The sequence below is a fragment of the Sphingomonas metalli genome (genome assembly GCF_014641735.1).
Lineage (GTDB): Bacteria > Pseudomonadota > Alphaproteobacteria > Sphingomonadales > Sphingomonadaceae > Sphingomonas > Sphingomonas metalli.
In genome coordinates, this window is the sequence record NZ_BMIH01000001.1 from 396,442 (window position 1) to 420,812 (window position 24,371).

The 24,371-nt window shown below is 70.4% G+C and carries 23 protein-coding genes; 6 read left to right on the forward strand and 17 right to left on the reverse strand.

Annotation, left to right across the window (positions count from 1 at the left end; all coding sequences use genetic code 11):
• Positions 1-57 precede the first annotated feature (57 nt).
• Positions 58-1,287, reverse strand: coding sequence for a multidrug effflux MFS transporter (locus IEX18_RS02260; protein ID WP_188657033.1), 1,230 nt, complete (start codon positions 1,285-1,287; stop codon positions 58-60).
• A gap of 95 nt (positions 1,288-1,382) precedes the next feature.
• On the opposite strand from IEX18_RS02260, the gene IEX18_RS02265 reads away from it, so the two are divergent.
• Complete coding sequence (locus IEX18_RS02265; RefSeq protein ID WP_188657034.1) at positions 1,383-2,351, forward strand: isopenicillin N synthase family dioxygenase; 969 nt, start codon at positions 1,383-1,385, stop codon at positions 2,349-2,351.
• A gap of 42 nt (positions 2,352-2,393) precedes the next feature.
• On the opposite strand, the gene IEX18_RS02270 is transcribed toward IEX18_RS02265, so the two are convergent.
• Positions 2,394-2,573, reverse strand: a complete 180-nt coding sequence (locus IEX18_RS02270; protein ID WP_188657035.1) for a hypothetical protein — start codon at positions 2,571-2,573, stop codon at positions 2,394-2,396.
• Positions 2,574-2,674: 101 nt separating this feature from the next.
• On the opposite strand from IEX18_RS02270, the gene glnE reads away from it, so the two are divergent.
• The 4 genes from glnE (at position 2,675) to IEX18_RS02290 (ending at position 7,415) form a co-directional block, all read left to right on the forward strand.
• Entirely contained in the window at positions 2,675-5,347 is a 2,673-nt protein-coding gene (gene glnE / locus IEX18_RS02275) for a bifunctional [glutamate--ammonia ligase]-adenylyl-L-tyrosine phosphorylase/[glutamate--ammonia-ligase] adenylyltransferase (protein ID WP_188657036.1), read from the forward strand.
• The gene (locus IEX18_RS02280) at positions 5,347-5,802 is read left to right on the forward strand and encodes a peroxiredoxin (RefSeq protein WP_188657793.1); all 456 of its coding nucleotides are present in this window, start codon (positions 5,347-5,349) and stop codon (positions 5,800-5,802) included. The genes glnE and IEX18_RS02280 overlap by 1 nt, the downstream gene beginning before the upstream one ends.
• Positions 5,803-5,864: 62 nt before the next feature.
• A complete protein-coding gene (locus tag IEX18_RS02285; protein WP_188657794.1) occupies positions 5,865-6,635 on the forward strand; it encodes a ferritin-like domain-containing protein in 771 nt (256 codons plus the stop codon).
• Between the two features lie 84 nt (positions 6,636-6,719).
• Positions 6,720-7,415: a M23 family metallopeptidase gene (locus IEX18_RS02290; protein WP_188657037.1), complete on the forward strand. Its 696-nt coding sequence runs from the start codon at positions 6,720-6,722 to the stop codon at positions 7,413-7,415.
• A gap of 396 nt (positions 7,416-7,811) precedes the next feature.
• Here IEX18_RS02290 and tatC read toward each other — a convergent pair whose 3' ends face one another.
• From tatC to argS, 6 genes are read right to left on the reverse strand one after another with little or no spacing between them, the layout of a single operon-like run.
• Positions 7,812-8,600 carry a twin-arginine translocase subunit TatC gene (gene tatC, locus IEX18_RS02295; protein WP_373284523.1) on the reverse strand — a complete coding sequence of 263 codons (789 nt, stop codon included), beginning with the start codon at positions 8,598-8,600 and terminating at the stop codon, positions 7,812-7,814.
• The gene (gene tatB / locus IEX18_RS02300) at positions 8,594-9,067 is read right to left on the reverse strand and encodes a Sec-independent protein translocase protein TatB (protein ID WP_188657038.1); all 474 of its coding nucleotides are present in this window, start codon (positions 9,065-9,067) and stop codon (positions 8,594-8,596) included. The genes tatC and tatB overlap by 7 nt, the downstream gene beginning before the upstream one ends.
• Before the next feature lie 29 nt (positions 9,068-9,096).
• Positions 9,097-9,330: a twin-arginine translocase TatA/TatE family subunit gene (locus tag IEX18_RS02305; protein ID WP_188657039.1), complete on the reverse strand. Its 234-nt coding sequence runs from the start codon at positions 9,328-9,330 to the stop codon at positions 9,097-9,099.
• 49 nt (positions 9,331-9,379) lie between these two features.
• Positions 9,380-10,393, reverse strand: a complete 1,014-nt coding sequence (nagZ, locus tag IEX18_RS02310; RefSeq protein ID WP_188657040.1) for a beta-N-acetylhexosaminidase — start codon at positions 10,391-10,393, stop codon at positions 9,380-9,382.
• A gap of 4 nt (positions 10,394-10,397) precedes the next feature.
• Positions 10,398-11,132, reverse strand: a complete 735-nt coding sequence (locus IEX18_RS02315; RefSeq protein WP_188657041.1) for an SPOR domain-containing protein — start codon at positions 11,130-11,132, stop codon at positions 10,398-10,400.
• Positions 11,132-12,856, reverse strand: a complete 1,725-nt coding sequence (argS, locus tag IEX18_RS02320; RefSeq protein WP_188657042.1) for an arginine--tRNA ligase — start codon at positions 12,854-12,856, stop codon at positions 11,132-11,134. Before argS ends, IEX18_RS02315 begins: the two co-directional genes overlap by 1 nt.
• Before the next feature lie 203 nt (positions 12,857-13,059).
• On the opposite strand from argS, the gene IEX18_RS02325 reads away from it, so the two are divergent.
• Positions 13,060-13,365 (forward strand): hypothetical protein, encoded by a 306-nt coding sequence (locus IEX18_RS02325; protein ID WP_188657043.1) that lies wholly within the window; start codon positions 13,060-13,062, stop codon positions 13,363-13,365.
• A gap of 158 nt (positions 13,366-13,523) precedes the next feature.
• On the opposite strand, the gene IEX18_RS02330 is transcribed toward IEX18_RS02325, so the two are convergent.
• The 9 genes from IEX18_RS02330 to murC all read right to left on the reverse strand — a co-directional run bounded on the left by IEX18_RS02330 (position 13,524) and on the right by murC (position 24,350).
• Positions 13,524-14,690 (reverse strand): deoxyguanosinetriphosphate triphosphohydrolase, encoded by a 1,167-nt coding sequence (locus IEX18_RS02330; RefSeq protein WP_188657044.1) that lies wholly within the window; start codon positions 14,688-14,690, stop codon positions 13,524-13,526.
• A complete protein-coding gene (locus tag IEX18_RS02335) occupies positions 14,687-16,564 on the reverse strand; it encodes an SPOR domain-containing protein (RefSeq protein WP_188657045.1) in 1,878 nt (625 codons plus the stop codon). The genes IEX18_RS02330 and IEX18_RS02335 overlap by 4 nt, the downstream gene beginning before the upstream one ends.
• Positions 16,565-16,980: 416 nt before the next feature.
• Positions 16,981-18,393: a cell division protein FtsZ gene (gene ftsZ, locus IEX18_RS02340; protein ID WP_188657046.1), complete on the reverse strand. Its 1,413-nt coding sequence runs from the start codon at positions 18,391-18,393 to the stop codon at positions 16,981-16,983.
• A 120-nt stretch (positions 18,394-18,513) separates the two neighbouring features.
• The gene (ftsA, locus tag IEX18_RS02345; RefSeq protein ID WP_188657047.1) at positions 18,514-19,779 is read right to left on the reverse strand and encodes a cell division protein FtsA; all 1,266 of its coding nucleotides are present in this window, start codon (positions 19,777-19,779) and stop codon (positions 18,514-18,516) included.
• Positions 19,780-19,813: 34 nt separating this feature from the next.
• Positions 19,814-20,719: a cell division protein FtsQ/DivIB gene (locus IEX18_RS02350; protein ID WP_188657048.1), complete on the reverse strand. Its 906-nt coding sequence runs from the start codon at positions 20,717-20,719 to the stop codon at positions 19,814-19,816.
• On the reverse strand, positions 20,716-21,693 hold the full coding sequence (locus IEX18_RS02355; RefSeq protein ID WP_188657049.1) for a D-alanine--D-alanine ligase: 978 nt from the start codon (positions 21,691-21,693) through the stop codon (positions 20,716-20,718). Before IEX18_RS02355 ends, IEX18_RS02350 begins: the two co-directional genes overlap by 4 nt.
• 163 nt (positions 21,694-21,856) lie before the next feature.
• On the reverse strand, positions 21,857-22,792 hold the full coding sequence (murB, locus tag IEX18_RS02360) for a UDP-N-acetylmuramate dehydrogenase (RefSeq protein ID WP_188657050.1): 936 nt from the start codon (positions 22,790-22,792) through the stop codon (positions 21,857-21,859).
• Positions 22,750-22,950, reverse strand: coding sequence for a hypothetical protein (locus tag IEX18_RS02365; RefSeq protein ID WP_229664313.1), 201 nt, complete (start codon positions 22,948-22,950; stop codon positions 22,750-22,752). The genes murB and IEX18_RS02365 overlap by 43 nt, the downstream gene beginning before the upstream one ends.
• On the reverse strand, positions 22,947-24,350 hold the full coding sequence (murC, locus tag IEX18_RS02370) for a UDP-N-acetylmuramate--L-alanine ligase (protein WP_188657796.1): 1,404 nt from the start codon (positions 24,348-24,350) through the stop codon (positions 22,947-22,949). Before murC ends, IEX18_RS02365 begins: the two co-directional genes overlap by 4 nt.
• Positions 24,351-24,371: the final 21 nt, after the last annotated feature.

Here is a 24,371-nt window from a genome sequence, read left to right on the forward strand (position 1 = left end):
CGTTGAACGGAGGATCGAACGGCAGGGCGTATCGCCCGGTTCCCTGCGAGGCGGCGCTTATCCGCCGAACAGCGTGCCGCGTTCGGTGATCGCCACCAGGACGATCGCGGCGATGGCGGTCAGCAGGAAGCCCGCGATCATCGGCATCGTCGTGCCGTCGAACGCCAGCCCGATGACTGCGCCGATCAGCACGCCCGCGGTGATGCTGATGAAGCCCTGGATGCTGGAGGCGGTGCCGGCGATCCCGCCCATATTCTCCATCGCCATCGCCGAAAAGTTGGAGGTGGCGAGGCCGAAACAGGCCATCGTCAGCGCCTGCAGCACGGCGAAGACCGCCAGCGTATCGAGCCCGCCTGCCGCCAGCGCCCAATGGCCGCCGGCGATCGCGATCAGCCCGGCCAGCGCGCTGTGCGCGATCCGCCGCGTGCCCAGCCGCATCACGATCCGGGCGTTGAGCAGGTTCGCCGCCGCCATGGTCGCCGCCGTGCCGGCGAACACCGCCGCCAGCAGCGAGGGTCGGCGAAACACGTCGAACATGATCTGCTGGATCGAGTTGAGATAGCCGTAGAGTCCGCCCATCAGCATCGTCGAGGCGAGCGTATAGCCCAGCGACATCCGGTCGGTGAGCGCGATCCGCCAGCCCGCCAGGATGCGCCGCGGATGGATGGGCAGCGCCGCTTCGGGCCTCAGCGTCTCGGGCAGGCGGATCCAGATCCAGACGAGCAGCGCCGCGGCCGTGCCGGCGATGACCCAGAAGATCGTCCGCCAGTCGCCGAACAGCAGCACCAGCTGGCCGACGCTCGGCGCCAGGATCGGCACGACCATGAAGACCATGAAGGCGATCGACATCACCCGCGCCATCGCCCGCCCGTGATAGCAGTCGCGCACCAGCGCCACCGTGCCGATGCGCGTCGCGGCGACCGTCGCGCCGCCGGCGATGCGGGCGGCAAGCAGCAGCGTGAAGCTCGCCGAGACGGCGGCCAGTGCACTGGCGACGACATAGCTGGCGATGGCCCAGAGCAGCACCCGCCTCCGGCCGAAACGGTCGACCAGCGGCCCGTGGATCAGGTGCGCCGCGCCGAACCCGGCCAGGAAGGCCGATACGACGAACTGGCGCCGGTTCTCGTCCGCCACGCCCAGCGCCTCGCCGATCGCCGGCAGCGCCGGCAGCATCGCATCGGTGCCGAGCGCCCCCAGCGCCATCAGCGAGGCGACGAGGCAGACGAACTCGACAAAGCCGATCGGCGCGCCGGGCAGCGCGGGCGCCGGATGATCCTCAGGTGTCATGATGGCGGACGTGTAGCCGCTGCCAGGCCGCGCCGTCACCCTATCATCGCGCCCGGGCCGGGGTTAAGATGACGTATTCAAGAGGAATCAGGACTATGCTCGACATCCCGACCGCATCCAGCACCGCGGCCGTCCCCACGCTCAGCTTCGCCGACCAGGCCCGCGATCCCGAGGGATTCGCCGCGGAGCTCGGCGGCTCGTTCGAGCGCTTCGGCTTCGCGATCGTCGCCGATCACGGCGTGCCGCAGGACCTGATCGCCCGCGCCTGGGCCGAGACGGAAGCGCTGTTCGCGCTACCCGAAGACGAGAAGCGCGCCTATCACGTCGCCGGCGGCGGCGGTGCGCGCGGCTACACGCCCTTCAAGACCGAGATCGCCAAGGGCGCGAGCGCGGTCGATCTGAAGGAGTTCTGGCATGTCGGCCGCGAGCTGCCCGCCGGTCACCGCTTCGCCGACCAGATGCCCGCCAATGTCTGGCCGACTCGCCCGCAAGGCTTTCGCGACACCTTCCTCGAGCTCTTCACCGCCTTCGACCGCGCGGGCGACCGGCTGCTGTCGGCGATCGCGCGCCATCTGCGCCTCGCCCCCGACTGGTTCGACCATGCGGTGCGGGACGGCAACAGCGTTCTGCGCCTCCTCCACTATCCCCCCATCCCCGCCGATGCGGAGGGCGTGCGTGCCGGCGCGCATGAGGACATCAACCTCATCACCCTGCTGCTCGGCGCGGAGGAAGCGGGCCTCGAACTGCTCGACCGCGCGAGCGGCAAGTGGCTGGCGATCAAGCCGCCCGAGGGTGCGATGGTCGTCAATGTCGGCGACATGCTGCAGCGGCTGACGAACCACGTCCTGCCCTCGACCACCCATCGCGTCGTCAATCCGGCGCCCGAACGGCGCGGCCATTCGCGCTATTCGATGCCCTTCTTCCTCCACCCGGCGCCCGACTTCCTGATCGAGACGCTGCCGCAGACGGTGACGGCGGACAATCCGAACCGCTACCCTACACCGATCACCGCCCATGACTATCTGCACGAGCGGCTGGTCGAGATCGGTCTCATCAAGAAGTAGCCGGGATGGGACGGCAGGGTACCCGCCCTGCCCGTCCCCGCATCAGTGGCGGCTGGCTGCGCCGTCGAGCTTGCTGAGCAGCGTCGACCAGTCGTCCGGCAGCCCGGCGCCGGTCGGAAAGGCGTTGCGCAACGCTGCGCCCACCGCATCCGTCGGTCGCGGTGCACGCACCACCTGCTCGGTGCCCTGGCGCTCGATGCAAAGGGAGGCCGACGTCATCATGGCGTAAAGAACGTCCGTTTTGCGGATATGGTTTCCCCGATTCGGCGCGCTTCGTCGCGCGCGAGTTGGCAATCCGCCCGATGGCGAATAGGTCGGCCGCCATGACGATCGAGGACGAGGACGGCCGCGCGGCGCTGCGCGAGGCGCTGGAGCGGGCGCGGCGCTGGTCGCCCTTCCTGGCCATGATCGCCGAGCGCGAGCCGGCCACGACGGCGGCGATCGAGGCGGGGCGGCTCGACCTCGATCCCGCCATCGATCCCGATCTGCCCGTTGCCGCCGCCCTGCGTCGTCGTCGGCGGGCGCTGGCGCTCACCGTGGCGATCGGCGACCTGGCCGGCCTGCTCGACCTCGGCGCCGTCACCGGCGCGCTGACGCGCTTCGCCGACTACGCGCTCGACACGGCGATCCGGGCCGCGATGGCCGAACGCTATCCGGGCGAGCCCGCGCGCGGTTTCGCCGCGATCGCACTCGGCAAACAGGGCTCGGCCGAACTCAACTATTCGTCCGACATCGACCCGATCCTGCTCTTCGATCCGGCGTCCCTGCCCCGCCGCGCGCGGGAGGAACCGGAGGACGCGGCCGTCCGGATCGCCCGCCGCGCCGTCGAGCTGCTCCAGGCGCGCGACGGCGATGGCTATGTGCTGCGCGTCGACCTGCGCCTGCGGCCCTCGCCCGAGGCGACGCCGATCGCGCTGCCGGTCGGCGGCGCCATCGCCTATTATGAAAGCCAGGCGCTCGCCTGGGAGCGGGCCGCCTTCATCCGGGCACGCGCCGCGGCGGGCGATATCGCGCTGGGACAGAGCTTCCTCGCCACGATCCGACCCTTCATCTGGCGGCGGTCGCTGGATTTCGGCGCCATGGGCGAGATCCGGGCCTTGTCGGCGCGGATTCGCGACCATCATGCGCAGGGCCAGCGGCTCGGCCCGGGCTATGACCTGAAACGCGGCCGCGGCGGCATCCGGGAGGTCGAGTTCTTCGCCCAGATCCATCAGCTGATCCATGGCGGCCGCGATCCGGTCCTGCGTGCGCCGGCGACCCGCGATGCGCTGACGGAGCTGGCGATCGTGGGCTGGATCGAGGCCGACGATGCTGCGGCCCTGTCCGACGCCTATACGCTGCTGCGCACGATCGAGCATCGCGTGCAGATGATCGACGATCGACAGACGCATCGCCTGCCGGAGGGCGACGCGCTCGACCGGGTGGCGCGACTGGCCGGACTGGGCGACGGAGCGGCCCTGATCGAGCGGCTTCGCCCGCATGTCGAGCGGGTGGGCCGCGTCTACGACGCGCTCGACGACAGCCGTCGCCCCGCTTTGTCCACCGATGCCGAGACCCTGGCGCAGGATCTCGCAGCGAAAGGGTTCGACGCGGACAGCGCCGGCCGCCGGATCGCCATATGGCGGCGCGGCGGCTATCCCGCCTTGCGCAGCCCGGCCGCGCGCGAGGCGCTGGAGGCGGTGTTGCCGATCCTGATCGCGGCGCTGGCCAGCGCCCCCGATCCCGACGACGCGCTGCTCAAGCTCGACCGGATGCTCGAGCGCATGTCGAGCGCGATCAACATCTTCCGGCTGCTGGAGGCGCGTCCCGGTCTCGCCGACCTGACCGTGCGACTGCTCGCCCATGCGCCGCCGCTCGCGGACGAGCTGGCGCGGCGTCCGGCGCTGATCGACGGGCTGATCGATGCGAGCGCCCTAGACGGCGTCGGCGACGTTGCCGCACTGGCGGCCGCGATGCGCGGCGGCGATGCCGCGGACTATGGCGCGCGGCTCGACCATGTCCGCCGGGTCGTGGGCGAGGCACGGTTCGCGCTCGGCGCGCAGATCGTGGCGGGGGCCGCCGATCCGCTCGCCGTCGCCGCCGGCTATGCGCGAGTCGCCGACGCTGCAGTCGAGGTCCTGGCGGCCGCGACGGTCGAGGAGTTCGCCACAACCCATGGCCGCGTCCCGGACAGCGAATTGGTGATCCTCGCGCTCGGCCGCTTCGGCGGCGGCGCGCTCACCCACGCCTCCGATCTCGACCTCATCTACCTGTTCACCGGCGACTTCGCGGCGGAGTCGGACGGTGCGAAGCCGCTCGGCGCGACGCTCTACTACAACCGGCTGGTCAGCCGGGTGACGGCGGCGCTCTCCGTCGCCACGGCCGGAGGGCCCCTCTATCAGGTCGACACGCGGCTGCGCCCTTCGGGTGCGCAGGGGCCGCTCGCCGTCTCGCTCGACAGCTTCGCGCGCTATCAGCAGGGTGACGCCTGGACGTGGGAACATATGGCCCTCACCCGCGCCCGGCCGGTCTACGGCTCGACCGAAGCCCGGCGGGCGACCAAGGCGATCATCGACGCCGTCCTCGCCGGCGACCGCCCGGACCGGGACGTCAAGGCGGAGGCGATCGCGATGCGGGCCGAGATGGCGCGCCACAAGCCGCCCCGCGGTTCGCTCGACATCAAGCTTGCGCCCGGAGGACTGGTCGACCTGGAGTTCGCGGTCCACCTGACCCAGCTCGACCGACGCACCGGCTTCGATCCCGATCTCGGTCGGGCGATCGATGCCCTCGCGGCGCAGGGCCTCGCTCCGCCCGAACTCCGCCGGGCGCACGACCTGCTGACCCGATTGCTCGTGACGCTGCGCCTTGTCGCGCCCGATCTGGAGCCGCCGGCCGAGGCGACCCGCGCGCTCGTCGCTGCGGCGCTCGCTCTGCCGGACTGGGCTGCGGTGGTGGACAGCGCCACGGCCGCGCGTCAGGACGTGGCCGATCATTGGCAAAGACTGACGGAGGCATGATGGATACCGGCGATGCGATCCCCGCGGTCGGCGTGACCGCGCTGGACGGAAGCGAGATCGATCTGGCGACGCTCGGCGGCCCGCTCGTCGTCTATTTCTATCCCAAGGACGACACGTCGGGCTGCACGCGCGAGGCGCAGGACTTCACCGCGCTGGCGGGCGACTTCGCCGCCGCAGGCGTACGGGTGATCGGCATCTCGCGCGACACCGTTGCCAGCCATGCCAGGTTCACCGCCAAATACGACCTCGCAGTCGAACTGGTCAGCGACCCCGACGCCAAGGCCGCCGAAGCATTCGGCGTTTGGGGCGAGCGCAAGCTCTACGGCCGCACCTATATGGGGGTGGAGCGGGCAACCTTCCTGTTCGGGCGCGACGGGCGGCTGGTACAGGCGTGGCGCAAGGTGCGCGTGCCCGGCCATGCCGACGCGGTACTGGCGGCCGCCCGCGCCCTGTGACCCCGACGCTGCCCGACAGCCTGGGCGCGGCCTGCCGGGCGGTGCTGCTCGCCGCCGACCCGATGACCAAGGTGCGGCTCGCCCGCGCCACGGCACGGGCATGGCGGCGCGGACAGCTGGCGCATCGCTGCGACGTCGCGATGCCGGACGAGCCGGCGCGTCCCGCGCGGCCCGAACTGTTGCCGGCCAATCGCATGCCCAAGCGCGGACGCGGCGGTTCCGAACGCGGGAGGCTCGCCCTGCTGCATGCGCTGGCCCATATCGAATTCGCGGCGATCGACCTCGCCTTCGACGCGGCGGGGCGGTTCGGCGGCGACTTCCCGCGCCGCTTCGCCGATGACTGGATCGGGGTCGGCGCGGACGAGGCAATGCATTTCGCGGTACTGGAGCGCCGGCTGCGCGCGCTCGGTTCCAGCTATGGCGCGCTGCCGGCGCATGCCGGCCTGTGGGAAGCGGCGGCCGCGACGGCGCACGATGCCGCCGCCCGGATGGCGGTGGTGCCGATGGTGCTCGAGGCGCGTGGTCTCGACGTGACGCCGGAAACCGTCGCCCGCGTCCGGTCGGGCGGCGACGAGACGAGTGCGCGCATTCTCCAGCGCATCTACACCGACGAGATCCGCCACGTCGGAATCGGCGCAAAATGGTTCGGCTATCTCTGCGCCGCGGCCGATATCGTCCCGGCTTCGCACTGGCAGATGCTGGTCCGACGCCACTTCCGGGGCGCCATTAAGCCACCGTTCAACGACTCGGCGCGTGCCGCTGCCGGTCTGACGCGCGATTTCTACATGCCTCTTGTTCCGTTAACCTCTGTCGGGTCACAAGATCAGCGTTGAAGCGCGGTGGGGCTGCGTAACAGCACGAGATTGGATCAGGCCGCATCCTGATGGATGTGGACCGACGATAAAGTGCGGGGTTCGATGAACAAGCGTCTGATTTCGGCGATGGTGACCGTCGCTGCCCTGATGTCCGGCCAGGCCCAGGCGGCACCTGCCGCACCCGAGACCGCTCCGGTCGCCGAAGGCGGCGAGTATATCCCGGTTCCCGGCGCCGAGGCGACCGCCGACCTGAACGCCGACCAGAAGTTCAAGACGCTGTTCCAGACCTGGAAGAGCTTCGACGGTGGCCTGGGTCGCGGCGCGATCGCCATCCCCTCGGTCCAGCCGGTCGCCGACCTCAAGTTCACCAGCAATTTCGGCATCCGCTCCGACCCGTTCCGCGGTACCGCGGCGATGCATGCCGGCGTCGACATCCCCGGCCCGGTCGGCACGCCGATCTACGCGACGGCCGACGGCATCGTCGCCAATTCCAGCTGGCGCGGCGGCTATGGCAACCTCGTTGAGATCAACCATGGCAAGGGTATCGCGACCCGCTATGGTCACCTGTCCAAGCTGCTCGTCGCCGAGGGCGCCCGGGTTCATCGCGGACAGCTGATCGCGCTGATGGGTTCGACCGGCCGCTCGACCGGCCCGCACCTCCATTACGAGGTCCGTATCGACGGCCATGCGGTGAACCCGCTGCCCTTCCTGACCACCGCCGACTATCTGCTCGCGGCGCAGGATCAGGCCGTGCGCGAGATCCCGGTCGCGGTCGAAGGTCCCGCTGCGCAGGATTGACGCCGGGACGATCGATACTCGCCGACACCCGCATCCAGACTTCGATCCACTTGAGCTGAAGCAATCGGCATTTCAGTGAAGGCGATACCTTCGCGAAAGTCGCAATGGCACCCTCTTCCCTCGTCATCCCGGACGTGTTCCGGGATCCACCGTGCGGGAAAGGTCAACGGCTTGCGCGTTCGCGGGGCCGTGGATGCCGGAACGAGTCCGGCATGACGAGGTGACTTTCGCAAAGTTTTCGCGAAGGCTCGGATCTTCCGCCATGAGCGCTCTGCGGGAGCCGCAGAAAGGCCCCGGCCAACGCTGGGCGATGGTTTGTTACAGCGATACATCCGACAGCCCACAGCCGGCGCGTACACCTGCGGCCAGCTGCAGCAGGGCCGCGGCCGCGGCCTTTCAGCTCTCCACCACCTCGGTGCCCGCCTCCCGCGCGCGCTTTCGCTCGGTGAACCATATGCCGATGATCGCCAGCTCGTAGAGCAGGATCAGCGGCACGGCGAGCAGCACCTGGCTCATCAGGTCGGGCGGGGTCAGCACCGCCGCCACCGCCGTCGCGCCGACGATCGCGTAGCGCCGCGCGCCGATCAGCCCCTTGCGGGTGACGATCCCGGCCCGCTCCAGCAGCATCAGCAGCACCGGCAACAGGAACGACAGTCCGAAGCCGAACAGGAACTGCATGATGAAGGAGAGATAGTTGCCGACCGCCGGCAGTGCCTCGCGCTTCACCCCGCCGACCACGCCGTCGAAGCCGAGGAGGAAGTGCAGTGCCATCGGAATGGCCACATAATAGGCCATCGCCGCGCCCGCGATGAACAGCACGGGCGTCGCGAAGAGGAAGGGCAGCAACGCCCGCTTCTCCTTGCGGTACAGGCCCGGCGCGACGAACTGCCACAGCTGGTTGGCGATGACCGGGAACGCCATCATCATCGCGGCGAAGAAGGCGACCTTCACCTGGACGAAGAAGGCCTCGAAGATCTCGGTATAGATCACCGTCCCCTGCCCCGCGCGCAGCAGCGGCTGGACGAGAAAGGCGAAGATCGCTTCGGAGAAATAGAAGGACACGCCGAAGGCCAGCACGACGGCGACGATGCAGTAGAGCAACCGTCGGCGCAGCTCGATCAGATGGTCGAGCAGCGGCGCGCGGCTGTCGTCGATCTCGTCGTGGGTCACCTCGTCGCTCACGATGCAGCACCTTCGGGTCGGTGCGGAACATCGGGCGTGGCGGGAAGGATCTGCGGTTTCTCGACCATCACCGGCTCTTCGATGGCATCATGCGTCGGCATCGGCGGCTCGGCGGGCGTGACGGGATCGGCATTCGTGCCCGAATGGGCAGGCGTGGCCGTACCGGCGGGCGTGACGGGATCGACGGGTGGAGACGGATAGGCGGGAGCGGCCGGCTCCGGCACCGTCTCCGCCGGCGGATGCTCCGCCATGATGCGCGCATTCTCCGCGGCCCAGCGCTTCTCCATCTCCTCCAGCTCGGCCTCGCGCACCATCTGGTCGAAGCCCGCGCGGAACTGGCGCGAGACGCCGCGCGCCTTGCCGACCCAATAGCCCACGACGCGCAGCGCCTTGGGCAGGTCCTTGGGGCCGATCACCACCAGCGCCACGATGGCGACCAGCAGGAACTCGCTCGAATCGATATTGAACATTCAGCCGCGGCCCGCCGCCGATCGCGGGATCAACGATCGTCGCGGACGCGATCGCCCTCGCGATCGAAGGCCGGCTCGGCGCGGCTCTGCGCCTCGATCCGCTTCGACGGCTTGGCCGGCTCGTCTTCCTCGGCCATGCCCTTCTTGAAGTTCTTCACGCCCTTGGCGACATCGCCCATCAGGTTGGAGAACCGGCCGCCGCCAAGCAGCAGAATGGCGACGATGGCGAGGACCAGCAGGTGGATCGGGCTGAAGCTGCCCATGGCGCATACTCCTGAAACTTGCGCCTCATCTAAGCGCTTGGGCGGCCCTTTACCAGCCGATCCGTGACACGCCCGCGTCGAAGAGCGCGTCACGACGCGCAATCGCCTCGGCCGCATCGCAAAATCCGCCAAGATCGAGCCGCGCGGCGGCCATTCGTGCCGCTGCGCCGGGGGCGATCGGTCCGAGACGGTCGGCGATCGCCGCGGCCTCCGCCGGAGTCGCATGGCAGCAGAGCGCAAGGTCGCACCCCGCCGCCACCGCCTGTGCCGCCAGGTCGTCGGGCGAGCCGGCCAGCGCTCCCATCGCCAGATCGTCCGAGATCAGGAGCCCGTCGAAGCCGGTCGCATCGCGGATCGTCGCGATCACGACAGGCGACAGGCTGGCGGGCCGCTCCGCGTCCCAGCACGGATAGATCGGATGCCCGACCATCGCGGCGCGGGCGACCCGCGACACCGTGCGGAACGGCGCTAGATCCTCCTCCAGCGCCTCGGCGGACGCCTCGACGACGGCACGGCCATGATGCGGGTCCGCCGTCGCCCGGCCATGGCCGGGCAGGTGCTTGACGATCGCCGTTACGCCCGTCGCGGCAAGCCCCTCGACCATGGCGCGCCCGAGTGCCGCGACCGCCAGCGGATCGCGCGCAAAGGCGCGGTCGCCGATCGCGCCGTCCCCATGGTGCGCCAGATCCAGAATCGGCGCGGCGTTCCAGTCGATCCCCATCGCGCGCAGCATCGCGCCCTGCGCCATGCCATGAGCGCGCGCCGCCTCGATCGCGGTCATGGGTGCACGGGCGTAGAGTGCCCCAAAGGCGGCGGCGGGCGGAGAGGCCGGCCAGTGCGGCGGTCTCAGCCGGGCGACGCGTCCGCCCTCCTGATCGACGAGGATCGTCAGATCGTCGCATCCGGCCGCCACGCGCAGCTCATTGGTCAGCCCGCGCAGCTGCACCGGATCGACGATGTTCCGGGCGAACAGCATCACGCCGGCCGGCCGGGCACCGGCCAGCACCGCCCGTTCCTCCGACGTCGGCGCGGGTCCTGCGATGCCCCAGACGAAGGGGCTCATTGAATCAGCCGGCGATGAAGCACGCCTCGCCCGCCACGCGCAGCCGGCCGCACAGATCGGCCGCCTGGTTGGCGCTGCCCGCATCGACGCGCAGGCGGTAGAGCGTCTTGCCTTCGCGCGCGACCGGCTGGACCGTCTTGGTCAGCGGCGCCAGATAGGCGAACCGCTTCGCGAACCGATCCCAGGAGGCATTGGCGACCGCCTCGCTGGGATAGGCGCCGAGCTGCACCATGGTGCCGCTGCCGCCACTCGCCCGGCTTGCCGGACGGTCGGCGGTGAGCGGCGCGGGGGCGACCAGCTTGCCGCCACGCCCCGGCACCTCGGCCACGGCATTTCGCCCGCCCGCCTCTTCGGCCGCCGGGCCGGTCCCGGCCGCCGGGTTGCGGCTGGTCGCGACCGGCGCCTCCGGCACGGCCTTCAGGTCGATGGCGCCATTGCCCTGGTCCTTGCCGGCGCTGGTGGCGATAGCGGCGTCGCCCTCCCCTTCGACCTTCAGCCCCCCCGGCTCGTCGGGCCGCACCTTGTACGGCCCCGACGGCGGCGGGATCAGCTGACCGGTGGCCGCGCCGTCACGCCGCTGCAGGGCGAGGACGGCAAAGGCGATCGCCGCGAGCACGACCACCGCGACGACGACCATCGCGACGATCCGCAGCACGGGCGTCCCCCGCTCCTCGTCGGGCTCGACCGTCTCCAGCCAGGGCAGGCGATCCTCGTCGCGAAGGAACGTGTCGTCGCGCATCAATGCATCTCCGATACGGCTTCGACGCCCATGACGCGCAGGCCGTTGCGAATAATCTGCCCGATCCCGTCGGCGAGGAAAAGCCGGGCGCGCGTGGCATCGGCATCCTCCACCACCAGGAAGCGGCGGTCGGGGCGATCATTGCCGACATTCCACAGCGCATGGAAGGCCGCGGCGAGATCGTAGAGGTAAAAGGCGATGCGGTGCGGCTCGCGCGTCGCCGCCGCGGTCTCGATCGTGCGCGGGAATTGCGCGGCCAGCTTGACCAGCGCCAGTTCCTCCGCGTCGAGCCGCGCCAGATCCGCCTCGCCCGCCGCGATCCCCGCCTCGTCCGCCCGCCGGTGGAGCGACGCGATCCGGGCATTGGCGTAATTGACGTAGAAGACCGGATTGTCCTTCGACGCCTCCACCACCTTGGCGAAGTCGAAGTCCATCTGCGCGTCGGCACGGCGGGTCAGCATGGTGAAGCGGACCACGTCCTTGCCCACCTCGCGCACCACATCGGCCAGCGTCACGAAATTGCCCGCGCGCTTCGACATCTTCACGGGCTCGCCGCCGCGCAGCAGGCGCACCATCTGGACGAGCTTGACGTCGAACCGCGTCTTGCCGCCGGTCAGCGCCGCGACCGCCGCGACGATCCGCTTCACCGTGCCGGCATGATCCGCACCCCAGATGTCGATCAGCTGATCCGCGGTCTGCGCCTTCTGGTAGTGATAGGCCATGTCGGCGCCGAAATAGGTCCAGCTACCGTTCGACTTCTTGATCGGCCGGTCCTGATCGTCGCCATAGGCGGTGGAGCGGAACAGCGGCAGCTCGACCGGCTCCCAATCCTCGGGCGTCTCGCCCTTGGGTGCGTCGAGCACGCCGTCATAGACGAGGTCGCGCGACCGCAGCTCCGCCTCCGCCGCCTCCGGCTTGCCGGCCGCCTGCAGCTCCGCCTCGGAGGCGAAGACGTCGTGATGGATACCCAGCAACGCCAGATCGTCGCGGATCAGCGCCATCATCGCCGCCACCGCGCGGGTACGGAACAGGGCGAGCCATTCGCCCTCGGGGGCGTCGCGATAGCGGTCGCCGAATTCCGCGGCGAGCGCCTCTCCCACCGGCACCAGATAGTCGCCGGGGTAGAGGCCCTCCGGGATCGCCACGCTCTCGCCCAGCGCCTCGCGATAGCGCAGATGGACCGAGCGGGCGAGCACGTCGACCTGCCCGCCGGCGTCGTTGACATAATATTCCCGGATTACCCGGTGTCCGGCGAAGGCGAGCAGATTGCCCAGCGCGTCGCCCACCACCGCGCCCCGGCAATGCCCCATATGCATCGGCCCGGTCGGATTGGCGGAGACATACTCGATATTGACCGTGATCCCCTCGCCGGTGCGCGAGCGGCCATAGTCGTCGCCGGCCGCATGCACCGCCGCCAGCTCGGCGCGCCAGGCATCGTCGGTCAGCATCATGTTGATGAAGCCCGGACCCGCGACGTCGACCCGCGCGACCTCGTCCAGCGCGCCGAGTTCGCCCGCCAGCGCCTCGGCCAGCTCGCGCGGCTTCACGCCGGCCGGCTTGGCGAGGACCATTGCGGCATTGGTGGCCAGATCCCCATGGCTCGCATCCCGCGGCGGCTCGACCGTCACGTTGCGGCGATCGAGGCCGTCGGGCAGCGCGCCGCGGGCGACCAGGGCATCGAGCGCCGCATCGATGTGCGCGGCAAAGCGGGTGTAGAGCGTCATGGACCGTCCAAAGCGAGGGAGCGCCCGCCCTTAGCCCAACATCCCCGCCGCCTCAAATCCCGTCCCCGCCGGACGATTGCGTCGGCTGCAAGTGCACCCAGAGGCTTTGCAGTTGCGCCTATGCTGCATCGCAATAAATTGTCACCAACGACATAAAGAGGACACCTGATCGCACCACGCCATCATCAGCGAGGATAACGATCATGCGCACCATCACCATCGCTCTCGCCGCCACCGCCGGCCTGTTCGCCACCGCCGCCATCGCCGCCGACGGGGAGAAGAGCTTCGTCCACGAGGGCTATACCTACACCTACACCTCGACCAAGGATGCCGCCGGGCGCACCGTGATCGAGGGCCATCGCCTTCCGGGCGGCCAGGACTTCCACCTCGTCGTCGCGAACGGCCGGGTCGAGGGCCGTTCGGGCAGCGCCCCGGTCGCCTTCCGCGTCGCCGATGCGAAGGGCGCTGCCACCAGCGCGTCGGGCAGCATCGCCGCGTTCGGCCGCTGATCCGCAAGGGAGCGGCGGCCTTCCGGTCGCTGCCCCGATCTCGGGCGCCTTCGCCAATGGGCGGGGGCGCCCGCTGCGTTTGCGTGCCAGTCCCCGAAGTCTCTTAGGCGACTAGTCCGGCAGATCGTTCGCGTCCGGTCGCAGGCGCGCCACCGCCCCTAAAAGCCGTCCGGCATCTCCACCGGACCGACCACGCGGCGATACTGCGCGACCGCATAGCGATCGGTCATCCCGGCGATGAAGTCGGCGATGTGGCGGCTCCGCTCCGGTTCCTCTTGCGGCAGTCGCTCCTGCCATTCGGGGGGCAGCGTCTGCGGGTCGTCGCGATAGGCGGCGAAAAGCCCGGCGACGACGCCATGCGCCGCCTCCGCCGCCGCGATCTGCATCGGATGGTGGTAGAGGTTGGCGTACATGAAGCGCTTCAGGTCGCGCTCCTCGACCCGCATGCCGTCGGAGAAGCCCGCCAGCGCGCGTCCTGCCGCCCGTACATCGTCGACGCTCGCGACGCCGCTGTCCGCAACCCGCGCCCGGGTCTCGTCCATCAGGTCGGTGACCATTTCGCCGATCTGGCTGCGCACCAGCTCGCGCGCGAGCCGGTCGGGGGCGCAGCCGCCGTGCCGCGCCTCCACGCCGCGCCACACGCGCGCGACGAGCGGCACCTCCAGCAACTGGTCGAGCGTGAGCAGCCCCGCGCGCAACCCGTCGTCGATATCGTGATTGTCATAGGCGATGTCGTCGGCGATCGCGGCGACCTGCGCCTCCAGCGACGGCCAGCGCTCCAGCTCGAGCGGCACCGCCGCATCGACCGCCGCCAGCGCCCAGCCGGGATGACGGACCGGGCCGTTATGCTTGGCCAGCCCCTCCAGCGTCTCCCAGGTCAGGTTGAGCCCGTTCCAGCGCGGATAGGGCCGCTCGATCGCGGTCAGCGTGCGCAGCGTGTGGCCGTTGTGATCGAAGCCGCCGGCATGGCCCAGCGCCGCCTTCAGCGCGTCCTCGCCGGCATGGCCGAACGGCGGATGGCCGATATCGTGCGCCAGGCACAGCGCCTCGGTCAGGTCCTCGTTGAGCCCGAGGGCGCGCGCGACGGCGCGGCCGATCTGCGCCACCTCGATGCTGTGCGTCAGGCGGACGCGGAAATGATCGCCGTCGGGCGCCATGAAGACCTGGGTCTTGTGGCGCAGCCGCCGAAAGCTGATCGAATGGATGATGCGGTCGCGATCGCGCTGGAAGGCATCCCGCGGGCCACGGACGCTGCCGTCGTCCTCGTCATGCTGGCGACCGCGGCTGGAAGACGGGTCCGCCGCCCACGCTGCACGCGCACTCACTTGGATGGCAACCGGTCGACCTGCTGCCCCGCCTCGCTGGTGACGGCGTAGCTCGACACGCCTTCCTTCTTGAGCTTGTTGACGAAGGCGCGCGCCTCCGCATCGGTCTTGAACGGACCGGTCAACACGCGGTTCGTCGCGCGCAGCGGCGTCGTATAACCGTTGCGGCCGGCAAAGGCCGTCGGCGCCTTGGCCTTGGCGGCGCTCCACGCCTTGGCAAGATCGCCCTCGTTCGCGCCGCTGGCGACCTGCACCCAGATGCGGGACGGATTGGCCTTCGCCGCCTTCTTCTCGGCCGCGGCCTTATCGGCAAGCGCCTTCTTTTCCGCCGCGGCCTCCTTCTCGGCGCGCGCCTTACGGTCGGCAGCCCGCTTCTGCGCCGGCGTGAGCGCCGCATCCTTGTCGGCGGTCGCGCTCCGGTCGGCCCGGGCGCTGCGTAACGCGCGCGTGGTCGGCGCCGGATCGTCCGCGGCGGCGTCCCCGGTCAGCTTCGCGGCGACCGCGCGACGCACCGCCGTATCGCGCGCCTCCTTGATCGACGCACCGGCCAGCACACGCCGTCCGGCCGAAGACGCCGGCTCTGCCGCCACGGCAGGCGGAACGGCCGGCGCAGGGTCTTCCACGCCCAGCTCGGACGCCGGGATGGTCAGGCTGGCGACGATCCGTGCCAGTACCGCATCGGCCCGCTGGGTCGAGGCACGCGACTGCACCGGCGCGACGCTGGCCGGTGCCGGAGCCGAGGTCGATGCGGCTGCGACCTGCACCGGCGGTGCCTGCCGGACGGGCGGCGGCGGCGCGGCCGGCACCGTCTGCGCGACTTCGCGCGGCGGACCCATGACCACGGCCGGGGCCGCGGCAACCGATTCGACCGGGCGCGCTGCCACGGTCGCGGGCGGCGTCGTGCGGCCGGCAAGCTGCGGCTGCTCCGCTACCCGCGTCGGCCGGCTCTGCGATGGACGGGTCTGGACGGGCCGCGCCTGTACCGGCTGCCGCACCGAAGGTGTGAATGTCTGCGTGGGCCGGGGGATGGGATCCGCCGCTGCGACCTGCACCGCGCCGGTCGGCCCGTTGAAGGCCGGCAGCGGCGGGGTCAGCTTGGCGTCGGCGAGGCGCTCCGGCGTCGGATAGACTTCGCCGAAATGGACCGCGAAGGCGCGGTCGGTCGCCGACAAGGCCGGCAGGCGGGCGAAGAAGGCTCCGAGTCCCTGCGCCAGCTGCGCGGGCATCATCGTCGTCGCGATCTTGTTCGCACCCGCCGTGTCGCCGTTCATCGCCAGCACGAAGGCACGCGCCCGCCACGCTGCGCGATCCTGCCGGCGGACCAGCGGATCGAGCTGTTCGAGCGCAAGATCGCGCTGACCGGAAATACCGAGCGACAGCGCATAGCGGCGCAGCGTCTCGTCGGTCCGCGCACTGGCGAGCGCCGTGCGATAATCGGCCTGCGCCCGGGCCGGCTGACCGATCAGATCATAGGCGAGCCCGCGGTCGGCAGCGAAGGCCGCCGGCGCCAGCCCGTCGCGCTCGGCCTGCTGGAAGAAGCGCAGCGCCTCGCCGGGCCGTTCCGAGCGCACCAGGACCGAGCCCATGCCGGCCTTCACCCGGCCGTCGCGCGGGTCGATCTTGTCGGCACGCGCGAACAGCGCCGCCGCGCCGCTGAGGTCGCCCAGTTTGAGCGACAGTTCGCCCGCCGTGACCAGCGCCGCCACGTCGCGGGGATTGCTCGCCAACTGGCGCATCTGCGTCGCCAGCAGATCCGCATCGCTCTGCTCGAGCGACTGGACCACCGCCTGGGCGACGGCGGCCTGCGGCAGGAAGGCGGCGGCCAGGGCAGCGGCCGGCAGGGCGGAGGCGGTCAGGCGAAGCGGATGGCGCATGGGTTCCCGAACAGGCTACAGCCGAGCGGCCGCGAGTGGACAATGACACCCCCCGCCGTCGCGCGACGAGGCGGGCGGCAACGGCGATGAACGGGGATCGGCGCGCGAGTTGCTCCAGCTTGTCAGGCCAGGCTCCCGCTTCCCGTCACCCCCGGCAAAGGCCCGGATCCGGTCGCGCGAAGGCCGGTGGCAGAGCGGCGCATCCGATCCGCCTCATCCAATGCGGAGCATAAGGGCTCGGCAGCGGCTTTCGCGAGGTCCGGTCCTGCCTATGCTCACCACCGGCTGAGCGGACCGCGGCTTCGTCGGGCGGCGGATCGGTGGACGGGCGGCTGGGGTCGTCCGCCTGCTGAAGTGCAGGTCCGGCGACCCTTTCCAGGCGGGCAGGCCTCTCGACCCGCCCGGCCCTCGAGCCGTCAGTTGTTGCTCTGGCGGTGCAGGAAGCGCGGGATGTCGAGGGGCTCGCCGCCCTTCTCGTCTTCGCGCTGATTGCCTCGCGCAGCATTCGACATCCGCTCGAATAGCGTGCCGCCCAGCTTGACGCGCGGGGCCGCCGGGGCTGCCTCCGGGGCCGTCTCGGAGCCGGGAGCGACCCAGCGACGCGGGCTTTCCTCGGCCGCCGGCTGGACGGGCGCGGTCGGCTGGGGCGCCGGAGCGGGGACGATCGTATCGGCACCCAGGACCAGCTCGTCGTCGCCCGGCGCGTCCGGCGCGGCGTGAGCGGCCGGCTCGGCGGGCGGGGGCGGCGCAGCCGGCTCGGCGGCCGGCTGGCGGTAGGTCACCGTCTCCTCGACGCGGCGCGGCGCGGTGAAGCTGAAGGGTGCCGGTGCCGCGGCGGGGGCCGCCGGCGCGACCGGGCGCTCGACAGCCTCGATCCCGGTCGCGACGACCGACACGCGGATGCGGCCTTCCAGTTCGGGATTGAAGGCCGAGCCCCAGATGATGTTCGCATCGGGATCGACCAGCTCGCGGATATGGTTGGCGGCCTCGTCGACCTCGAGCAGTCGCATGTCGTCGCCGCCGGTGATCGAGATGATCACGCCCTTCGCGCCCTGCATCGACACGCCGTCGAGCAGCGGGTTGGCGATCGCCTTCTGCGCGGCCTCCAGCGCGCGATTGTCGCCGCTCGCCTCGCCCGTGCCCATCATCGCCTTGCCCATCTCCTGCATCACCGAGCGGACGTCGGCGAAGTCGAGATTGATCAGGCCGGGCATGACCATCAGGTCGGTGATGCCGCGCACGCCCTGCTGCAGCACCTCGTCCGCCATCGCGAACGCTTCCTTGAAGGTGGTGTTGGCGTTGGCGATCAGGAACAGGTTCTGGTTCGGGATCACGATCAGCGTGTCGACGAACTTCTGGAGCTCCTCGATCCCGCCCTCGGCCGCCTTCGACCGGCGATTCCCCTCGAACGCGAAGGGCTTGGTGACCACGCCCACGGTCAGGATGCCCATGTCGCGCGCCGCCTTGGCGATGACGGGCGCCGCGCCGGTGCCGGTGCCGCCGCCCATGCCGGCGGCGATGAAGACCATGTGGCAGCCCTCGAGCTGCTTGGCGAGGCTCTCGATCGTCTCCTCGGCCGCAGCACGACCGATCTCCGGCCGGGCACCCGCGCCCAGACCTTGCGTGATCTTCGCGCCCAGCTGGACGCGGTTGGGGGCCACCGACTGCTTCAACGCCTGCGCGTCGGTGTTCGCCACCAGGAAGTCGACGCCCTGCACGTCCGCGCGCATCATGTTCGCGATCGCGTTGCCGCCGGCCCCGCCGACGCCGATCACCGCGATGCGCGGGGTCAGCTCGTCGACTTCGGGAGCCAGGAATTCGATGCTCATCGCCACGTATCTCCGCCCAGGTCACGCGCCGAGGAACGCCGGGCGGACCGATCATTAATGCTTTCTACCGTGGGAATTGTCCGCTGCCACCCGAAAACCGCAGCGCACCATCCCCATGGCTCAATAATTTGCCCGCGCCGCCTGGATCAGCTTGCGGAAGAGGCCCATGCCGCCCGCCGGCCGCGTCACCGCCTGACCCTGCGTCGCCAAGGTCCTGAGGTCCACCGGATCGGCAGCGGCATAGAAAGCCAGACCCGCGAGCGTCGCGAAAGCCGGGCCGCCATGCGCCTCGGGCAGACCGGTCAATCCGCGCGGCCGGCCGATCCGGACCGAGCGGCCCAGCGCTGCCTGCGCATAGTCGGCGATCCCCTTCAGCTCCGCACCGCCACCGGTCAGCACCACCTGGCGCCCGACCGGCCCCTCGAAGCGCAGTTGCGCGAGCGCCTTGCGGATCTCGCCCATCTGGTGCTCCAGCCGCTGGCGGATCACGCCGATCAGCTGCGCCTTGGTGATCTGCACCCCGGCATGGACATCGTCCTCCGCCGCGATCGGCGTCACCGGGATCATGTCGTGATTGTCGCGCGGAGAGGTGTTGGCGGAGCCGTGGAAGCACTTCATCCGCTCCGCCTGCTGGCGGCGGGTGCCGAAGGCGGACGCGATATCGTCGGTGATGTCCGCCGCCCCCATCGGCAGCGAGCAGAGCCCGACCAGCATCCCGCCCGCGAACAGCGAGACGTTGGTGATCCCCGCCCCCATCTCGACCAGCGCGACGCCCAGCTCGCGCTCTTCCTCCGACAGGCAGGCAAGCCCCGTGGCGACCGGCGCGGCGATGATCGACTTCACCTCCAGATGCGCCGAACGGACGCACAGGTCGAGGTTGCGCACCGGCGACCCGTCCGCCGCGACGACATGGATGTGGACGCCCAGCTTGTCCGCGTGGAGGCCGAGCGGCTTCTTCACCCCGGTCAGCCCGTCGAGCGTATAGAGCGCCGGCTGGGCATGGAGCACCATCCGCCCCTGCGGATCGATCGACTGACGCCCCGCCTGGAGCAGCGCGTCGATATCCTGCTGCTCGACCTGATGGCCCCCCAGCTCCACCTCGACCTCGGCGACGTCGGACACGAGGCCGCCGGCCGAGAAGCCGACCCAGACATTCTCGATATTGAGCCCAGCGATCCGCTCCGCCTGCTCCACCGCCTCGCGCACTGCGGCCTCGGTCGCGCCCATATCGGCGATATAGCCGCGCTTCACTCCGCGGCTTTCGCGCTGGCCGGTGCCCAGCACCACCAGCTCGCCGCCGTCTCCCTTGCGCGCGATCATCGCCGAAACCTTCGACGATCCGATGTCGAGCGCGGTAATCAGCCCTTCGGGCGCCACCTTCGCCATGTTCCGTCCCCTGCCCCGGATGCCCCGAAAATCGTCAGCCTTCGCCCGGACTTGCGCCGTTCACCTCAGCGGGCTCGGCAAGCGCGTGATTCTGGTCGAGTCCGGGCTTGCGCGCAACCAGCTTCGACGGGTCCCGCATATCGAATCGCAGCCAGCCGCGACCCAAGAGCGGCCGCGCCCCGTCCATCTCGGCGAACCGCACCAGCGCCCGCGGCGCGTCCTCCTCGGGCAGCGCGAGCACTTCGCCGCTGTCGAAGGTCAGATCCCAGCGACGATTGCCGATCCAGGTCGCGGCGCGGATCCGCGGCTTGAGCGCCGGCGCGGCGGCGAGCAGGGACTGATAGGCCGCCTCCTGCCGGTCGGCCCCGGGTCCGATGATCAGCGGCAGGTCCGGGATCGCGTCGGGATTGACCGGCTCGAGCAGCACGCCACTCGAGTCGATCAGCGTCAGCTCGCCGCGATCCTGCCACACCGCTGCCGGCGTCCGCTCGACGATGTCGATCAGCAGCGTGTCCGGCAGCCGGCGCGAGACATGCGCATCGGCGATCCAGCCATAGCGCAGCAGCTTCTGCCGCACCGACTCGAGATCGACGAGCGGCATCGCGCGGCTCTGCTGGTCGAGCGCGACGGCATAGACGGTCATCCGGTCCATGCGTTTCAGGCCCGTGATCTCGATCTGGCGAACCCGCAGCCCCGCCTGGCCCGCCGTTTCGGCGAGCGCCGCGCCGACCATGCCCGGCACACCCAGCCAGCTCGCCGCGACCAGCGCGCCCGCCGCGGCGAGGCCGGTGATCGACCAGGTCACGGCCCGGCGCAGCGTCGCCTCGCTGATGGGCAGCCGCGCGATCATCCGGTCGACGAACGACACCTTCTGCACCGGCTGGCGCCGGCGTGGGGCGGGGCGCCGCGGCGGGGCGGCGCGCTTGATCGTGCGACTCATCCCCCCTGCCCTTCCCGATCGCCGATCGCCCCGTCGACGATCGCCCCGTCGACGATCGCCCGGTCGACGATCGCTTCGTCGACGATCGCCTGCACCAGTTCGGCATAGCTCATGCCGATATGCCGCGCCTGTTCGGGCACCAGGCTGAGCGGGGTCATGCCCGGCTGGGTGTTCACCTCCAGCAGGAACAGCCCGTCCACCCCGCGCTCGTCGTCCCAGCGGAAGTCGGACCGGCTGCACCCCTTGCAGCCGAGCAGCCGGTGCGCCTCCAGCGCGAGCGCCTTGCAGGCGTCGGCGATTTCGTCCGGGATACGCGCCGGGCAGACATGCTCGGTCAGGCCGTCGGTGTATTTGGCGTCGAAATCGTACCAGCCGTTCTTCGGGATCAGCTCGGTCACGCCCAGCGCGCGATTGCCCAGCACCGCCGTGGTCAACTCGCGCCCGCGGATATAGGGCTCGGCGAGCAGCTCCTCGAACTCCTGCCACGGCCCCTTGGCATCGGGCCAAATCGGGTCGGAGTAATTGCCGTCCGCGGTGACGATCGCGACTCCGACCGAAGAGCCTTCGTTGACCGGCTTGAGCACATAGGGGCGCGGCAGCGGATCGCGCGAGAACAGCTCCGCCGACTTGACGATCCGCCCGCCCGGCATCGGCACGCCATGCGGGACGAGCGCCTGTTTGGTCAGCACCTTGTCGATCGTGATCACCGAAGTGGCGAGGCCCGAATGGGTATAGGGCACGCCCATCAGGTCGAGCATCCCCTGCACCGTCCCGTCCTCGCCGGGCGATCCGTGCAGCGCGTTGAAGACGAGGTCGGGCTGCGCCTCCGCGATCCGCGCCGCGACATGCTTGTCCATGTCGATCCGCGTCACGCGATGCCCGTTCGCCTCCAGCGCCTCGGCCACGCCCGCGCCGGACATCAGCGACACCGGCCGCTCGGCGGACCAACCGCCCATCAGAACCGCGATGTGCATGACTATCCTAGATCCTCCCCATCCTTGATGGGGAGGGGGACCGGCGCGCAGCGACGGTGGAGGGGCTTCGCCCCGCGCGCTGCGCTTGCGGCAGCGCCCCTCCACCACGCGCTTTGCGCGCCGTCCCCCTCCCCGCGCGCGGGGAGGATCTTCAGGGCGCCCATCACGCCTCCACCCCCACCCGCTGGATTTCCCATTCGAGCGTCACGCCCGACTGCGCCTTGACCTTGTCGCGCACCTCCTCGCCCAGCGCCTCGATCTGGGCGCTGGTCGCGTTGCCGACGTTGAGCAGGAAGTTGCAATGCTTTTCCGACACCTGCGCATCGCCGCGGGTCAGGCCGCGACAGCCGGCGGCATCGATCAGCGCCCAGGCCTTGTGCCCGGCCGGGTTCTTGAAGGTCGACCCGCCGGTGCGGCTGCGCAGCGGCTGCGACGCCTCGCGCTCGGCGGCGATGCGGTCCATCTCCGCGCCGATCGCGGCCGGATCGCCAGGGGTCCCGCGGAACGTCGCCGCGACGACGATCGCGCCCTCGGGCAATGCGCTGTGGCGATAGGTATAGCCGAGATCGGCCGCCGCCAGCGTCGCAATCCGCCCGTTCCGCAGCACGACAGTGCAGTCGACCAGCACATCGGCGACTTCGCGGCCATAGGCGCCGCCGTTCATCCGCACGAAGCCGCCCACCGTGCCGGGGATCGAGCGCAGGAACTCCACCCCCGCTATCCCCGCGTCGCGCGCGGTCGAGGAAACGAGAATCCCCGACGTCCCGCCCCCGCAGACCAGCGTCGTGCCATCGTCGCCGACCTTCGCATAGGACAACGGCTTGCCCAGCCGCACGACCACGCCCGGCAACCCGCCGTCGCGCACGATGAGGTTGGAGCCGAGGCCGAGCGGATAGACGGGCGTCGCCGGATCGAGCGCGGCGAGAAACCCGGCCAGATCCTCGACGTCCGCCGGTTCGAACAGCCACTCCGCCGGTCCGCCGGTCTTGAACCAGACGAGCGGCGAGAGCGGGGCCTTGGGGGTCAGCCGCCCGCGCACCGCGGGCAGCGGCGGGGTCACCACGGCCCGACGCCCCAAAGCCGCGTCCAGGCCTGCCATGCGGCAAGGTTCGCCTCGGCCGCCTTGCGCGCCGCCTCCTGTGCCTCGACAAAGGCGTCGCCGGCGTTCTTCGCCTGTCCGCCGAAGTCGAGCGCGCGCTGCTGGGCCTCCAGCATCTGCTTCTGGAGATCGATCGACGCCTTGAACCAGTCGCTCATCGCTTCTCTCCGATCGCCTGGGCGAGGCCCGCCGCCCATTTGGTGATGTCGCCCGCGCCGAGGCACACGATCATGTCGCCTTCGCGCAGGTCGCCGGCAAGCTCCCCCGCGAGCGCATCGGCATCGGCGACGGTCGCGGCATGGCGGTGGCCGCGTCGCTTGAGGCCCGCAACCAGCGCCTCGGCATCGACGCCCTCGACCGGCGCTTCCCCCGCGGCATAGACCGGCGTCACCAGCACGCGATCGGCGTCGTTGAAGGCGGTCTGGAATTCCTCCATCAGATTGCCGAGCCGCGAATAGCGGTGCGGCTGGACGACGGCGATCACGCGCCCGGTCGCACCCTCGCGCGCGGCGGCGAGCACCGCCCGGATCTCGACCGGGTGATGGCCGTAATCGTCGATGATCGTCGCGCCGCCGACCTCGCCGACCTTGGTGAAGCGGCGCTTGACCCCGCCGAACGTCTCGAAGCCGCGCGCGATGGTCGCGTCGTCGATCCCCAGTTCCAGCGCCACGCCGATCGCCGCCAATGCGTTCTGGACATTGTGCCGACCCGGCATGGGCAGCTCAATCCCCTCGATCGAACGGCTCGTCCCGTCGCGCCCGCGCACGATGCACTCGAAGCGATTGCCGCCGGGGATCGGGGTAACATTGACCCCGCGCACATCGGCCTGGGCCGAGAAGCCGTAGGTGACGACGCGCCGGTCGCGCACCCGCGGCAGGATGTTCTGCACTTCGGGATGGTCGAGACAGAGCAACGCCGCGCCGTAGAAGGGCACGTTCTCGACGAACTCAACGAACGCGTCCTTGACCGCATCGAACGAGCCATAATGGTCGAGATGCTCGGGATCGATATTGGTGACGACCGCGATCGTGCCGTCGAGGCGCAGGAAGCTGCCGTCGCTCTCGTCCGCCTCGACCACCATCCAGTCGCTCGCGCCCAGTCGCGCGTTCGAGCCGTAGCTGTTGATGATGCCGCCATTGATGACGGTCGGATCGACCCCGCCCGCATCGAGCAACGCCGCGACCATCGAGGTCGTCGTGGTCTTGCCGTGCGTCCCCGCCACCGCGACGGTGGACTTGAGCCGCATCAGCTCGGCCAGCATCTCCGCGCGCCGGACGACGGGCACGCGCCGCTCCAGCGCCGCCTCCACCTCGGGATTGGAGCGCGTGATCGCGGTCGAGACGACGACCACCGCCGCATCGCCGATATTCTCCGCCGCATGGCCGATCGCGACCGGGATCCCCGTGTCGCGCAGCCCCTGCACGACATAGCCCTCAGCCACATCCGACCCCTGCACGCGATAGCCGAGATTCCTCATCACCTCGGCGATGCCCGACATGCCGATCCCGCCGATCCCGACGAAATGGATCGTCCCGATATCAGTCGCGACGCCGCGCATCAGATCCTCCCCGGTTGCGGG